13 protein-coding genes are annotated in these 14192 nt (G+C 69.6%); 11 read left to right on the forward strand and 2 right to left on the reverse strand.

Annotated features, from left to right (window positions below; translation table 11 throughout):
• The first annotated feature begins 112 nt into the window (after nucleotides 1-112).
• From WMF19_RS08160 to WMF19_RS08200, 9 genes are all read left to right on the forward strand, one after another.
• On the forward strand, nucleotides 113-1102 hold the full coding sequence (locus WMF19_RS08160) for a transaldolase (RefSeq protein WP_437898570.1): 990 nt from the start codon (nucleotides 113-115) through the stop codon (nucleotides 1100-1102).
• A 323-nt stretch (nucleotides 1103-1425) separates the two neighbouring features.
• Nucleotides 1426-2190 (forward strand): class I SAM-dependent methyltransferase, encoded by a 765-nt coding sequence (locus tag WMF19_RS08165; RefSeq protein WP_437328213.1) that lies wholly within the window; start codon nucleotides 1426-1428, stop codon nucleotides 2188-2190.
• Between the two features lie 11 nt (nucleotides 2191-2201).
• Complete coding sequence (locus tag WMF19_RS08170; RefSeq protein WP_437898572.1) at nucleotides 2202-3050, forward strand: class I SAM-dependent methyltransferase; 849 nt, start codon at nucleotides 2202-2204, stop codon at nucleotides 3048-3050.
• Nucleotides 3043-4098 carry a polysaccharide deacetylase family protein gene (locus WMF19_RS08175; RefSeq protein WP_437328215.1) on the forward strand — a complete coding sequence of 352 codons (1056 nt, stop codon included), beginning with the start codon at nucleotides 3043-3045 and terminating at the stop codon, nucleotides 4096-4098. The genes WMF19_RS08170 and WMF19_RS08175 overlap by 8 nt, the downstream gene beginning before the upstream one ends.
• 157 nt (nucleotides 4099-4255) lie before the next feature.
• Nucleotides 4256-5287: a hypothetical protein gene (locus WMF19_RS08180; protein WP_437898573.1), complete on the forward strand. Its 1032-nt coding sequence runs from the start codon at nucleotides 4256-4258 to the stop codon at nucleotides 5285-5287.
• 262 nt (nucleotides 5288-5549) lie between these two features.
• Nucleotides 5550-5876: an acyl carrier protein gene (locus WMF19_RS08185; RefSeq protein WP_272101138.1), complete on the forward strand. Its 327-nt coding sequence runs from the start codon at nucleotides 5550-5552 to the stop codon at nucleotides 5874-5876.
• Complete coding sequence (locus WMF19_RS08190; protein WP_272101139.1) at nucleotides 5873-6817, forward strand: SAM-dependent methyltransferase; 945 nt, start codon at nucleotides 5873-5875, stop codon at nucleotides 6815-6817. Before WMF19_RS08185 ends, WMF19_RS08190 begins: the two co-directional genes overlap by 4 nt.
• A complete protein-coding gene (locus WMF19_RS08195) occupies nucleotides 6814-8487 on the forward strand; it encodes an AMP-binding protein (protein ID WP_437898574.1) in 1674 nt (557 codons plus the stop codon). The genes WMF19_RS08190 and WMF19_RS08195 overlap by 4 nt, the downstream gene beginning before the upstream one ends.
• A 353-nt stretch (nucleotides 8488-8840) precedes the next feature.
• The gene (locus WMF19_RS08200) at nucleotides 8841-9026 is read left to right on the forward strand and encodes a hypothetical protein (RefSeq protein WP_437799833.1); all 186 of its coding nucleotides are present in this window, start codon (nucleotides 8841-8843) and stop codon (nucleotides 9024-9026) included.
• A 60-nt stretch (nucleotides 9027-9086) separates the two neighbouring features.
• Here WMF19_RS08200 and WMF19_RS08205 read toward each other — a convergent pair whose 3' ends face one another.
• The gene (locus WMF19_RS08205) at nucleotides 9087-9989 is read right to left on the reverse strand and encodes a glycoside hydrolase family 5 protein (protein WP_437799835.1); all 903 of its coding nucleotides are present in this window, start codon (nucleotides 9987-9989) and stop codon (nucleotides 9087-9089) included.
• 7 nt (nucleotides 9990-9996) lie between these two features.
• On the opposite strand from WMF19_RS08205, the gene WMF19_RS08210 reads away from it, so the two are divergent.
• A complete protein-coding gene (locus WMF19_RS08210) occupies nucleotides 9997-10341 on the forward strand; it encodes a hypothetical protein (RefSeq protein WP_437898575.1) in 345 nt (114 codons plus the stop codon).
• A gap of 543 nt (nucleotides 10342-10884) precedes the next feature.
• On the opposite strand, the gene WMF19_RS08215 is transcribed toward WMF19_RS08210, so the two are convergent.
• Nucleotides 10885-12372, reverse strand: coding sequence for a carboxypeptidase regulatory-like domain-containing protein (locus tag WMF19_RS08215; RefSeq protein ID WP_437898576.1), 1488 nt, complete (start codon nucleotides 12370-12372; stop codon nucleotides 10885-10887).
• 417 nt (nucleotides 12373-12789) lie between these two features.
• Between WMF19_RS08215 and WMF19_RS08220 the strand changes: the two genes are divergently transcribed.
• Nucleotides 12790-14175, forward strand: a complete 1386-nt coding sequence (locus WMF19_RS08220; protein ID WP_437898577.1) for an MATE family efflux transporter — start codon at nucleotides 12790-12792, stop codon at nucleotides 14173-14175.
• Nucleotides 14176-14192: the final 17 nt, after the last annotated feature.

A 14192-nucleotide genomic window follows, 5' to 3' on the forward strand; every position in this document is an offset into this window, starting at 1 on the left:
GGGCCCTCTCCATAGGCCACCGCCGGCCGTGCATCCAGCCGGAGGGGGGTCCTCACACGAAGGCCACGAAAGCTTTGAAGCGTCCTGGCTGGCTGCTCGTACAATGGCGCCCATGGACCAGAACCTGCTGGAGCGCCTCAAGGCGTACACCGTCGTCGTCGCGGACACCGGCGACATCAACTCGATCGAGAAATTCCGCCCCCAGGACGCGACGACGAACCCGTCGCTCATCACCGCGGCGGCCCAGATGCCCGAGTACGCCGACATCGTGAGCGGCGCGCTCGCCTGGGGCCAGAAGGAGGCCGGCCGGGGCAAGGAGCCGGGCGACGTCGTGAGCCTCGCGTTCGACCGGCTCGCCGTCGACTTCGGCCTGCGCATCCTGAAGATCATCCCCGGCCGCGTCTCGACCGAGGTCGACGCGCGCCTCTCCTTCGACACCCAGGCGACCATCGAGAAGGGCCGGAGCATCGTGCGCCTCTACGAGGAGGCCGGCATCTCGCGCGAGCGCGTCCTCATCAAGATCGCCTCGACGTGGGAGGGCATCCGCGCGGCGGAGGTCCTCGAGAAGGAGGGCATCCACTGCAACCTCACGCTGCTCTTCGGGCTGCACCAGGCGATCGCGTGCGCCGAGGCCGGCGTGACGCTCATCTCGCCGTTCGTCGGGCGCATCCTCGACTGGTACCTGAAGGACACCGGCCGCACGAGCTACGCGCCGGCCGAGGATCCCGGCGTCGTCTCGGTCACGAAGATCTACAACTACTACAAGAAGCACGGCTACAAGACCGAGGTGATGGGCGCGAGCTTCCGCAACATCGACGAGATCAAGGAGCTCGCCGGCTGCGACCTCCTGACGATCTCGCCGAAGCTGCTCTCGGAGCTCTCCTCCGCGCGCGGCGACCTGCCGAGGAAGCTCGACCCCGGCGCGGCGCGCGCCATGCAGATCGCGAAGATCCCGATGGATGAGGCGGCGTTCCGCGCCATGCACACCGCCGACCGGATGGCGAGCGACAAGCTGAGCGAGGGCATCGACGGCTTCGCGAAGGCGCTCGCCTCGCTCGAGGTCCTGCTCCGCGAGCGCCTCCAGAAGGGGGCCGCCTCCTAGCGCTGGTGACGCGCGACCGCCGCGCGCGGGGTGGAGCTCCGGGGAGCGGGCCCGGGCGCCCCGCGCAGGCGCGGCGACCCCGCGCCGCGTGGGTGCGCCTGCGTTGAAGAACGTTGAAGAACGCTGAAGAACGTTGAAGAGCGGAGGCGCGGGAAGAAGGCGGAGGGCCGGCTTGCATGTGAGCCGCCCGGTCCTCTAGGATTCGCCAAACTGGACGAATCTCGGGCAGCATTCGATCGCCCGCGCCGCGCGTGGTCGACTGCGGTTCTCCGGGAGGCTCCTCGTGGAGCCGCCCTTTTCGCGATGGCATCGAGGAGGCGACGTTGAAGCTCACGTCACAGGAGTACTGGGAGAACCACTGGAAGGGCTACATCGGCACCGACGATCTGGGTGGCGGCTGCGAGATCTACGACGACGTCGCTCCCTTCCTGCCGCGCGGGGAGGGGTTGTCGTTCTTCGAGATCGGCTGCGCGCCAGGCCGTATCCTGGTCGACTTCTGTGGGCGCCTGGGGTTCACGGCGTACGGCCTGGATTACGCCTGCGATCCGGAGGTCGTCGAGCAGGAGATCCGGAAGCGGGGCATCAAGGTCGGCAAGATCGAGAAGGGGGACTTCTTCAGCTGGAAGCCCCAGCAAAAGTTCGATATCGTCGCTTCCTTCGGGTTCATCGAGCACTTCGATGACGCGGCGGCGGTGATGGATCGGCACTTCGAGCTGGTGAAGCCGGGAGGCACCGTGGTCGTTGGCATGCCGAACTTCGCCGGCGGGCAGAGGGCGCTCCACTGGCTGCTCGATCGCAAGAACCTGAAAGGCCACAACACCCGCATCATGAATCTGCCGTTCCTGGAGGCCGCCGCCCGCCGCAATGGCGCCGAGATCGTCCAGGCCCGATACACCGGCGGCCACTTCGATTTCTGGCTGGACGATGAGGCGCCGCTCCTGGCGCGGCGCGCCGTATGGAAGCTCGTCGGGCCCCTCAAGGCGATCGCGCGCCGGGTGGTCCCCGGCGAGACGAACCCCTGGTTCTCGCCCTTCCTGTTCGCCATCTACCGGGCGCCCCTGGTGCCCGCAGGGACAGCCGACGCTTGATCCTTTCCCCGATGAGCGAGCCGAGCCAGAGCGTCGCCACCCCGCCGGCTGTCCGAGACGCAGACGCCGATCGCCGCTTCCGCGAGTGCGCGCGGCGCCACGGCTGGGATCCCGACGACCCGTGGGTCGGGGGGTATGCCACGTGGGAGTGGCGGCGCAGCCGCCACGCCTACGACGACCTCTTCACGTCGGTCCGCGGCAAGAAGGTGCTCGAGTTCGGCTGCCACTTCGGTGGGACGGCGATCGTGCTCGCCACCCTTGGCGCCGACGTGACCGCGCTCGATGTCGACCCCATGTACGTCGAGCTGGCGCAGCTGAACGCCGAGCGCCACGGGCTGTCGGACAGGATCCGCGTTCATCACGTCCCCGACACGACCGCGATGCCGTTCGCCGACGGCGAGTTCGAGCTCGTCTCCTGCAACAGCGTGCTCGAGTACGTCCCGCCTGAGCGCCTGCCGATCGTCCAGCGCGAGATCGATCGGGTGCTCGCGCCGTGGGGGTTCATCGTCATCCTGGGCACGAGCAACCGCCTGTGGCCGGTCGAGTGCCACAGCGGCCGCGCCCTGATCAATTATGTGCCTCGGCTGCTGCGCCCGCTGTTCCCGGGCAGGTCGGTCTACAGCGTATTTCCCTGGCAGCTCAGGCGCGGGTTCGGCGATTATGTCGACATCTCGCAGCAGGATCGGGGCCGGCTGATCGTCGACCTGAAGGCCAAGATGGGGCTGTCGGGGCCGCGGCGCATGGCCTTCTCGGCAGCGAACCGGCTGCTCGGCCCGCTCGGGATGCACGTGGGCTTCGTGTCCCCGACGATCACGATGGTTCTTCAGAAGCGTGGCGAGGGAGGAGCTGGCGATGGCTGACGGGAGGACGCGGGTATACATCACCGTGGACGTGGAGTGCGCCGAGGAGCGCATCCTGGGCGATACCAAGTCTCCCGCGATGGGCTACGATCTCCGGATCTGGGGCCGCTTCGTCAACCAGCGGGAGCCCCTCGGGATCGAGCTCATCATGCGCGAGCTCGAGGCGTACGGCCAGCGCGGGACGTTCTTCGTCGAGGCCATCGGCTCGTACAGCTTCGGGATGGACGGGCTGACGAGCGTGTGCCAGGCGCTCCACAGCCGCGGCCACGATGTGCAGCTGCACGTGCACCCCGTGCAGCGGCGCGCGGACTGGCACACCCGGGGCGAGCCCCGGGTCTCCGACGACATCGCCGACTACCCGGTCGAGGAGCAGACGCGGCTCCTCCTGGAGGGGCGCGACCTGCTCGTGCGCGCGGGCGTCCCGGCGAGCGAGCTGCTCGGCTACCGCGCCGGCAATTTCGGCGCGAACAACGACACCTGGCAGGCGATGAAGCGGGCGGGGCTCGTGCTCAGCAGCAACTACAACCCCTGCTACTTCAGCAAGAACTGCAAGATGCAGTATCCGGGCGCGCGGCTCGGCCTCTTCGAGACGCCCGAGCCCGGGGTGTACGAGCTGCCGGTCACGAACTTCATCGAGCCCACGAAGCGCTTCAGGCACCTTCAGATCACGGCGGTGACGCTCGACGAGATCAAGCACTGCCTCCTCCGCTACCGCGCCCTCGGGGTGAAGGAGGTCACGCTGGTGACGCACTCGTTCGAGTTCTATTTCCTCGACTCGGCGGAGGCGCGCCGCGGCTTCCCGAACCGGCTGAACGTCGAGCGGCTCCGCGGGCTCTGCCGCTTCCTCGACGAGAACTCGAAGGACTTCGAGGTCGACACCGTGGGCGCCCTCGCGCGCCGGCTCTCGGACGCGGCGTCTTCCACGCACGGCGTCGACGAGGTCGCGCCGCCCTCGCTGCAGTTCCCCCACTCCAACCCGATCCACCACGCCCGCCGCGTCGTCGAGCAGGCGTACAAGCGCGTGGCGCAGCGGTTCACGTTCGGCTAGCTCCGTCGGCCAGGGGCGGCCGGGCTCCTGCGCCGCCGTACGCCGTGAGGCGCGCGGCGCGTCGTCGAACGCTCAGCCGGCGCTCGTGCCCCTGCTGCCCTCCACGCTCGCGAGCGCCGTCGGCGATCGCGCGCCGCCGCGGTGCTAAGTAGCGCGTATGCGGCTCATCGGACAGATCCACGTTTCGCTCAAGGGCAGCATCATCCAGCGCAACCCCACCGTCTGGGAGAAGCTGAAGCGCAGCTTCGGGGCCACGGTGGATCTCGACACCGATCGCGTGCGCGTCGAGCTCGAGGCCACCGCCGTCGTCGATCAGGTGCGGCGGGCGCTCGTCCAGCTCGGGGTCACGAACGCCCTCTCGCTCGTCATCGATGACACCGTCATCTTCCAGGACACCGACGGGAAGCCGGACGATCTTCCCGATCTCGTGCTCGCGCTGTCCGAGCATTCCGCCGTGTTCGGGCGCGGCTTCAGCGAGCTCCGGTTCGCCGCCGAGCACGAGGAAGCAGGGCTGCACCTCGTCATCGAGACGCGGGCGCGCACCGAGCACGCCGACGACGAGCCGGCGGGGCTCGTCTCCATCGGCGGGCGCCTGCGGGATCTCGAGCCGAGAGCCGGCGAGTCCGGGGAGGACTACCGCCGCCGCGTCGAGCCCCTGGCGAAGGATCCGGCGCTGTTCGAGGCGGCGCGGCTGCAGTTCGAGTCCTTCGTCGGTCGGGTCGAGGGCGCCCTCAAGGCCACGATGCCGGAGGCGCGCGTGGAGCATCACCACGCCGACGCGCGCGTCGTGCACTCTCCGGCGGGCGACGGCGCGGGCGACGGCGCGGGCGCCGAGCGGCCTCCCGTCAGCCCCACGCACCCGGGTTATGACCCGTTCGTCGTCTATTACCCACCCAGCCCGCTCGGGATGATGCTGGACGTGATGCTCATCACCTCGTTCATGCACATGCTCACGCCGCCACACGTCCTCCTCGTGAACCCGGCGGGAACGATGCTCGGCACAGCGCAGGAGGCCGCCGAGAATCCTGACCTCTTGAACGACGCGGATCGCGGCGGCGACGACGTCTCGGCCGGCGACGAAGGGGACGGGGCGGATGACGACGAGCCGTGGGGCGATGACGGCGGCGGGTTCGATGATGGCGGCGGGTTCGATGACGGCGGCGGGATCGACGGCGATTTCGGCGATTGAGCCGCTCGCGCCGGGCCGCGGCGAGGCGCCGCGGCAGGGCCTCGCGCGTCCGTCGCGCGTCTGTTGCGCGCAGGTTCCGGCGCGCAGCACGCCAGCGCGCCCGCGACGCGCTGACCTCGCGATCGAGCGGGCTCGTCCGGCCATGGACGACGACTGGCGATCATGGTACGTCGCGCTACGGCCGTGACCGGCGCTGGCATGAGCATCTATCGCGCTGGCGTGCTGAAGGTCGCGCGCGCCGAACCCTGGACTGGAGAGCGCGATGAACAAGAGCGAGGCGGCGCTTCGGAAGCAGCCGCAGGCGGCGGGCGGGGGAGATCCGGAGATCGCCAGAGAGGTCCGCACCATCATTGCAGAGCGATGTGGGATGAGCGTCGATGCCGTGACTCCCGACCTGTCGCTCGAGAGCGGCCTCGGCGTGGATTCACTGGCGCTCATCGAGGTCAACGTCGCGCTCGAGGAGCGATTCCAGATCGTGGCGCCCGATTTCGCGGCGCCCGATCAGGCGCAGATCAGCACGGTCGGTGACGTCATCGCCTTCGTCGAGGCGCAGATCGCGGCGCGGGGCGGCCGGGGAGGGGCGCCTTGATCGCCCCGCGCACGCGCGCCGAGCGCGAGGCCGCCGTCCGGACGCCCGAGGAGCAGCGGGAGCACGAGCGGCGCGAGGTCGCCGCGCATTACCAGAACGACCCGGAGATATTCTCCATGGTCCTCGACAGCCGGCTGGCCTACGCGACGGGCATCTTCCTCGATCCCGCCGAGAGCCTCGAGGCGGCGCAAGAGCGGAAGTACGATTGGGTCCGCCGCGAGCTCGACATCCACCCCGGAGAGCGCGTGCTCGACGTGGGGTGCGGCTGGGGCTCGAACCTCATCTATCTCGCCGAGCGCACCGGCGGGAGCTTCCAGGGCGTCACGCTGAGCGACAAGCAGCGGCAGGAGGCGCTCCGCCGCGCCGATCGGGCGGGGGTCGCCTCGCGGGTCCGCATCGATCTCGCGCATATCGAGGACATCGACCTCGCGCCCGAGTCCCTCGACGCCGTGCTCTTCGTGGGCAGCATCGTGCACATGCACAACCGCGAGCGGATCCACCAGAAGATCGCCGCCGCGCTGCGCCCGGGCGGCAGGCTGCTCATCTCCGACTGCTATTTCCCGGCGCGCGCCCGCGGAGACCGGGAGAGCGCCGCGACGCAGTACATCTTCGTCGAGGCGCTCGGCTATTGCCGTCTGATCTCGCTGGCCGAGGAGCTCGGGCTGATCGAGCAGGCCGGCCTCGATGTCCGGCGCGTCGAGGATCTCACGAGCTCGTACGTGCACACGGTCGCCCGGTGGATCGACAACGTGCGCGCGAACCGCGCCCGGATCGACGCCCGCGCGCCCGGCTTCTCGCGGCTGCTCCAGACGTACATGACCGTGGGCCGGCTCTCCTTCGCGCGCCGCACCGCGCTCGAGTACATGATCGTGGCGACGAAGGGCGGCGGCCGCGAGCGCCTCGGCGTCGCGCCCTCGCCCGAGCCGAGGCAGGCGCCGTGAGCCGCGGGCTCGCTGCGCGGACGGTCGCGGGCCTGCTCAGGGCGCGCGCCGAGGCGACGCCGGATCGTTTCGGGTTCTATCACAAGCAGCAGGGCGAGTTCGTCGGCTGGTCGTGGGCGGGGTACTGGCGCCGCGCGTGCGCGGCGGCGTCGGGCCTGCTCGCGGCGGGGGTGCGCCCCGGCGATCGCGTGCTCCTGCTCGTCACGGACGTGGAGGTGGCGGTGCCGTGCCTCTTCGGCGTCTGGGTGCTCGGCGCGGTGCCGATCCAGGTCGGGGTGCCCTATCGGCTCACGGACGTGCCGGCGTTCCTCGGCGAGCTCCGGCGGACGGCCGCCCGCGTCGGCGCGCGCGCGCTCGTTGTCTCGTCCGCGCTGCTCGGCTTCGCGCAGGGCGAGGAGGGGGCGGACGGCCTCCTCCAGCTCGCCGCCGAGCCGCTGATCGACGCGCCCCTCGCGGGCTCGCTGCCCGATCCGGAGCGCGCGCCCGGGCCGGCGCTCATCCAGCTCACGAGCGGCAGCACCGGGCACCCGCGCGGCGTGGTGATCCCGCACGAGCGGCTGATGCTGCACCTCGACGCGATGAGCCAGCGGCTCCCGGTGCGCGGCGAGGGCGCGGGGGGCGTCTCGTGGCTGCCGCTCCACCACGACATGGGCCTCGTCGGCGGGCTGCTCTTCCCGCTCTTCAACGACTTCCCCGTTCACATGCTCTCGCCGCTCGAGTTCCGGACGCGGCCGTTCTCGTGGCTCGCGGACATGTCGAGCATCCGGGGCGCCATCTCGCTCGGGCCGCCGAGCGCTTATGCGATCTGCATCGGCCTCGCCCGCCGCGCCGTCGAGGCGGGCCTCGATCTCGGCGCGTGGCGGTGCGCGATGATCGGCGCCGAGCCGATCTCCCCCGCCTTGCTCCGCCGCTTCGCCGAGGCGTTCGCGCCCTGCGGCTTCCGCGTCGAGGCGTTCTTCCCCGTCTACGGGCTTGCCGAGGCGACGGTCGCCGTGACCTTCCCGGACCTCGACGCCGAGCCGCGCGCCCTCACGGTGGATCGCGGCCTGCTGGAGCGCGAGGGCCGCGTCGAGGAGGCCGCGCCTGGCCCCCTCTCGCTGGAGCTCACCGGCGTCGGCAGGCCGATCCCGCACACGGAGATCCGGATCGTGGACGCCCAGCGCAGCCCGGTCCCGGAGCGCACGGTGGGGGAGATCGAGGTGCGCTCGGAGACGGTGATGGAGGGGTATTTCAACGAGCCCGAGGCGACAGCCGAGGCGCTCGTGGGCGGGTGGCTGCGCACGGGCGATCTCGGGTTCATCGATCGCGGGACGCTGTTCGTCACGGGCCGGAAAAAGGAGGTGATCATCAAGGGCGGTCACACGATGATCCCCGCCGTGATCGAGGAGATCGCCTCCCGGGTCGACGGGATCCGGGCCGGGTGTGTGGTCGCGGTCGGGCTGTTCGTCGAGGAGCGCCAGACCGAGTCGGTCTATGTCGTGGCCGAGACGCGCGCCGAGGCGTCCGAGCACGCCGGCCTCGCGGAGCGCGTGCGGGAGGCGCTGCGGGCGAACGGCGTTACGATCGACCAGGTCGTTTTGGTTCCGCCGGGCGAGCTGCCCAAGACGACGAGCGGCAAGCTGCGGCGGAGGGAGGTCGCTGAGCGGCTGCGCGCGGGGGGGCTTCGCTGAAGAGCGCGCCGGCCCCGCTACCCCACCATCCGCCACCAACGTTTACGTGAACGTGAACGTTTACGTGGTCGTGGTCGTGGTCGTGGTCGTTCACGGCCTATCGTTGACGACCACGACCACGACCACGACCACGTAAACGACTACGATTACGACCACGTAAACGTTCGGATGTAGGAGGACGCGGCGCGAAGCTTGGTTAACGCGCTTCCGGTGGACCGTCCTTTAAAGGTGTTTTCCGTTCGTCTCAACCATGGACAGACGCGGCGCGGCAGGGCCGATTTCGCGGGCGCTGCAGGGCTGTGCGCGATAGATCCCGGAATCGCTCTCCGGAGCACAACCGAACGGGACCGTCCATGTTGAGCAGCCTGAGAGACCACAAGTCCATCTGTCCCGCCCCGCTTTCGCCCGAGGCGCGCGCGTGGGAGCTGGAGCAGCTACGGGCGCTCGGCCTCGAGGACGACGACTGGAGCCCGGACGATCAATGCCCCTTCTGTGCCGGGCGGCCCCTGTCCGTGGAGGGCAAACGAGCGCACGGGTGAGCGGCGCCCTCGGTCGGGGGGCGGGTCACCGGCGCGAGCGGCCGGCGACCCGCGCGCGGATCACTCTGCGATCTTCCCCTTCACCCACTTGCCCGACTCGGTGAGGTCGTTGTCGCTCCAGTTGCCCATCGGGTTTGCGTTGGGCCTGAGCGCGGAGCACGCCTCGGCCTTGTCGCCCAGCGACCAGTTGGCCCAGCTGATGTTGTGCGCGTCCAGGAAGTCGAGCCAGGTCTGCGACTCGCCGAGGTTGAGCTGGCCGTTGCCGTCGGCGGAGCAGGTCCCCCACTCGGTCACGAAGAGCGCCAGCTTCTTGTTGATGGCTTTCTGGGCCTTCTCGCGGAGCGACGCCTTGTGCGTGTTGGCGTAGAAGTGGAGGGTGTACGCCACGTTCTGATCGCTGAGGGGATTGTCCGCGGCGATGTCGACGTCCTGCGACCAGTTCGGCGAGCCGACGATGATCAGGTTGTTGGCGCCCTGGCCGCGGATCTCGGAGATCACCGCCTCGGCGTAGGACTTCACCGCGGGCCAGGTGTTGGTGTTGAGGGGCTCGTTGAAGACCTCGAAGATGACATTGGGCACGTTCTTGTAGGCCTGCGCCACCTCGCGGAAGTAGTTCCTCGACTGGTCGAGGTGCTGGTGCGCGTTGTGATCGTGCCAGTCGAGGATGACGTAGATGCCCTTGGCGATCGCCGCGTCGGCGATGGTCTTCGCCTTGGCCTTCTGGGCGCCCGCGTCCTGGAGGTATCCATCCTCGCCCTCGATGCCCATGGCGGCGCGGACGACGGTCGCATCCCAGTTGTCCGCGATCGAGTTGACGACATTGCCGTTGTAGTAGTTGCTCCACTGGCTCCAGAACAGGCTCATGCCCTTGAGCTGGACCGGGGACCCGTGCTCGCCGACGATGTTGCCGTTCATGACCCGGAGCCGGCCATGACGCTCGACCGGCGTGCCGTCCGTGGGCACCCCCCCGGTGCTCGCGCTCGTCGTGGACGAGGTCGATGTCGTCGCCGAGGTCGTCGAGGCCGATGTCGTCGAGCTGGCGGAGGTCGTCGAGGCGCTCGCCGTCGTCGAGCTGGCGGAGGTCGTCGAGGCGCTCGCCGTCGTCGAGCTGGCGGAGGCCGCCCCGCCGACGCCCGCGCCGCCCGCGCCGCCCACGCCGTCGTCCGTCGCCGCGTCACCGCAGCCGATCAGCACGGTGGCCTGCAACGCAACCACCGCAAGGCCGAATGACCACCTCGACCTGCCAAGCACACCGCGAAGCAAAACACTTTTCATCATGTCCTCCAAGGAAAGTATCCGGATGGCGCGGCATTAAAAGGGCAGTTCCGCGCCATGGCAAGCCCTCTGCGTGCCCCTGAATAAGAGACAAACTCCGTGCTGTTTGTGTGATGGAATACAGTGTCAGTGCGTGCAGGGCCCAACTGCGGCCGGTGGTCTCCGGCGGGAGCGTGAGGCGAGGCCTTCACGGGCGCCGATTCGAGTGAGCTGTGGTGTGCAGGCAGCAAAAAATCCGCAAAAAATATGCCAGTTGGCGGAGCTCGTGGAGCGGGCGCTGCTGCGCTGCGTCTCTGGCCTGTGTGGAGGGCTGTCCCGCGCGGGTCCACGCAGGCTACGGTGCTCCCCTTGGTGGTCGGGTGACCACCCTGGGCAACCGCGTATCCATGCGCAGGGCGTCAATATCGCTCAGGAAATCGCGAGCGAGCGCCCCGGAATGTCGAGCCTCCAGCGCCGCGCCCGGCTCGTCTCGGCGCCCGCCGCTGTGGTCCGGCTCGCCTGGCGTCCGGCGCCTCTTCGTCGACAGCCACCATGACCACCGCAGGGCCCGGAGAGGGAGCTCGCCGCGCCGTCGAGGCGCTCGTCACCTCGGCACGGGCACCGGCGGCGGCTCGTCGTCCGGCGCGATGCAGGCCGACAGGTCGAACAGCATGAAGAGCAGCGCCTTCTCCTGGGCGGTCAGCTCATGCGTCGCCCCGCCGCGGTCTTGACAGCCGCTCGGGAACGGCGCCCCGGCGACGTCGCTCGCCGCCACGTGGATGTCCGTGTACACGAACCTTCCGCACTGCTCCTCTTCCGGCGCGCCGATCGGCGTGTTGAACGTGAAGTACTTGACCCCCGCGGGCGCGTCGAAATCCGCGTTGGCGTCGTTGTAGAGCCACCGCGTCGCGATCTCCTCGTTCACCGAGTCGACCCAGTGCTGCGGATCGTTGATCTCGATCTGCCCGGGCACGGTCGACGCTCCCACGTTGGCGAGCCAGTCCCGGAGCGCCAGGCCCTTCGGGAACGTGGTGTCGACGAGCACGGGGAGCCCGTCGTCGGGATCGCTCTCCTCGTCCCATGTCGCCGTCTCCGGGAACCGCTCCGGGCCGAGCCGGAGCCAGGTGTTGTGCCAGTGCGACGCGAACACGCGGCCTCCCGCGGAGGCGTAGTCGAACATGGCGCGCCGCGCGGCCTCCGGCTTGTCGTCCCCGAACTCGGAGCCTTCACACGACAGGATCACCATGTCGTATTGCCTCAGGTTGTCGAGCGAGCTCCAGAACCCTCGCGCCGGCGAGAAGGGCGCGCCGTCGTTCAGGCCGTCTCGGTACCTGCTCGTCGCGCTGTCGCCCTCGATGGCGCGCCCGACGAACAGGTTCACCCGCCCGTCGCCCGCCTCCGGCGTGAACTCCGACGCGTCGATTCCCATCTTGTACAGAAGGCACTCCAGCACGTCCGAGCCGCCGGTCGTCAAGGCGATCTTCGGGAGGTGGCCCTCGGCCTTGCTGCGCGGCAGGCGGACCGTCCTGTCCACGGTCGGGTTGTCGACGCACCCCTCGACCTTCGGCAGCGTGATCTGGCGCCGCCATTTGCCGAGCTGGACGACCAGCGGGATGTCCTCCCCGACCGGCACGTTCTCCAGCACGAAACGCCCGTTCGTGTCGGTCAGCGCGGTCGCGATCGGATCGCCGGAGAGCGTGACATCGCACCGATCGCAGCTCGCGCCGTCGGTGATGGGCTCGAGCGCCCTGTTCGGGACGTACACCGTGACGTTGTACAGCGGGAGTTTGCCCCCGGGCTCGTACACGGTGCCGCTCACGGTGGTCTTGCCGCCGCCGGGACAGGCGATCTGCTGGCACTCGAGCCCCTCGCACCCGCCGCCCCCGACCCCTGACCTGCCGCTCCCCGCCAGGAAGGGGATTCCCCCGGAGCCGCCGCCCCCCGCGCTCTGACCCCCTGCGCCCAGGTCGGCTCCGCCGGACGTGGCGCCGATCGTCCCGCTGGCATCGCCGCAGGAGCATCCGCCAGCGACAGCCGGCGCCGTGGCCGCCGCGGCCAGGAGCCATCGGGCGCTGCCGTGCAATATCCCCATTTGATCCTCCAGGCGCAGAAGGACGAGTGTGCCCTGTTCCGCCCATTCCCAGAGTAATCGATACGCAAGGATACGGGAAGGGACAAGCATGCAACGGTGCGAGCGAGAACACGCTCTTGTGCATGCGTTGCCGGAAGCCCTCCTCTCCGTCTGCGCCGCTGGGGGCGGCGCGGGGCAGTCGGGTGTCCTTCGCTCCGTCTCGCCCGGTCTCGGTCGGTCTCGGTCGGTCTCGCCAGATTGCCGTGCGATCGCGCGGGCCGTGAGGAGATAGGCGACAGCGGCACCACCCTTCGTTCCGCGTACGACGCGTACGACGCGTACGACGCGTACGGCCACGGCCGCGCTGCGCGCGACGGCGCTCGCGTGGTCATGCTCCGTCGTGGCGAGATGCCCCTCGGCAGAGTAGGATGCGGCGCTTTGCAATCGGTCCTACCTGCCCCCGCTCTTCCTCGCCCGCGTTTGCTGGAGATCACCTGGCCCATCTTCAGCGAGAACCTGCTGCACATGCTCGTCGGCGTGTTCGGCGTATGGCTTGTCAGCCGCCTGTCGGACGAGGCCGCCGCCGCGTACGGGCTGTCCAACCAGATCATGTTGACCTTCATGATCACCTTTCGCTTCGTCAGCGTCGGCGCGAGCGTCGTGGTCACCCAGTATCTCGGCGCGCGGGACCGGGCCGGCGCGGAGCAGGTCGCGCGCGCGTCGCTCGCGGCCAACCTCTGGCTCGGCGTCTTCAGCTTCGCCGTCATCGCGATCGGCGCGAGGCCGCTGCTCGAGCTGATGCGCCTGCCGCCGTCCCTGTTCCCGATCGCGGAGCCTTACCTGATCGCGGTCGGCGTGATGCTGGCGTTCGACGCGGTGAATTTCTCGATGGGCTCGGTGCTGCGCGCGCACACCTACACCCGCGACACGCTGCGCCTCATCGTCGTCATGTACATCGTGCAGCTCGCGCTCAGCCTGCCGCTCATGTTCGGTGTCGGCGGGGCTCCTGGGCTCGGCATGATGGGGCTCGCGCTCGCCGCGGTGGTCGGACGCGCGCTCTCGTTCTGGATGCACCGGCAGCTGTGGATCTCGCGCCTCGGGATCCGCCCGACCTTCGAGGATTTCTGGCGCATTCGCCCCGATCGCCTCCGCGAGATGCTGCACATCGGCCTGCCGGGGGCGGGCGAGAACGTGGTCTATCGCATCAGCTTCATGATCATCCTGGCGATGGTCGCCAACATGGGGCAAACGGCGCTCACCACGCATACGTACACGATGCAGATCGTGCACTTCCTGCTCCTGTTCGGCATGGCGATCGGCTTCGGGACCGAGATCGTTGTCGGGCACCGCATCGGCGCCGGCGATCTGCAGGGCGCCGATCGCCTGGTGCGCGGCGGCCTGGCGATCGGGTTCTGCGTGTGCGTGAGCCTGGTGATCGCCACCGCGCTCCTCGGCCCCCACCTGCTCGGCCTCTTCTCGCGCGATCCCGAGGTGATCGCCACCGGTTCCCGGCTGCTCTGGCTGACCCTCCTCGTCGAGCCGGGCCGCACGCTCAACCTGGTCGTCATCAACGGGCTCCGCGCCACCGGCGACGCCCGCTTCCCGGTCGGGTTCGGCGTCTTCTCGATGTTCGCCGTGGCCGTCGGGCTGTCCTGGCTGCTCGGGGTCCACCTCGGCTGGGGGCTCGCCGGCGTCTGGGTCGCCTACGCCGCCGACGAGTGGGTCCGCGGGCTGGTCATGGCCGCGCGCTGGCACTTCCACGGCTGGGTGCCCCACGCGCGGCGCACCTTCCGCCGGGTGCGGCTGAGCAGCCGCCCTGCGTGAGCGCTTGCGCTTGCTGA

The organism is Sorangium sp. So ce124, assembly GCF_051525235.1.
Classification (GTDB): domain Bacteria; phylum Myxococcota_A; class Polyangia; order Polyangiales; family Polyangiaceae; genus Sorangium; species Sorangium atrum.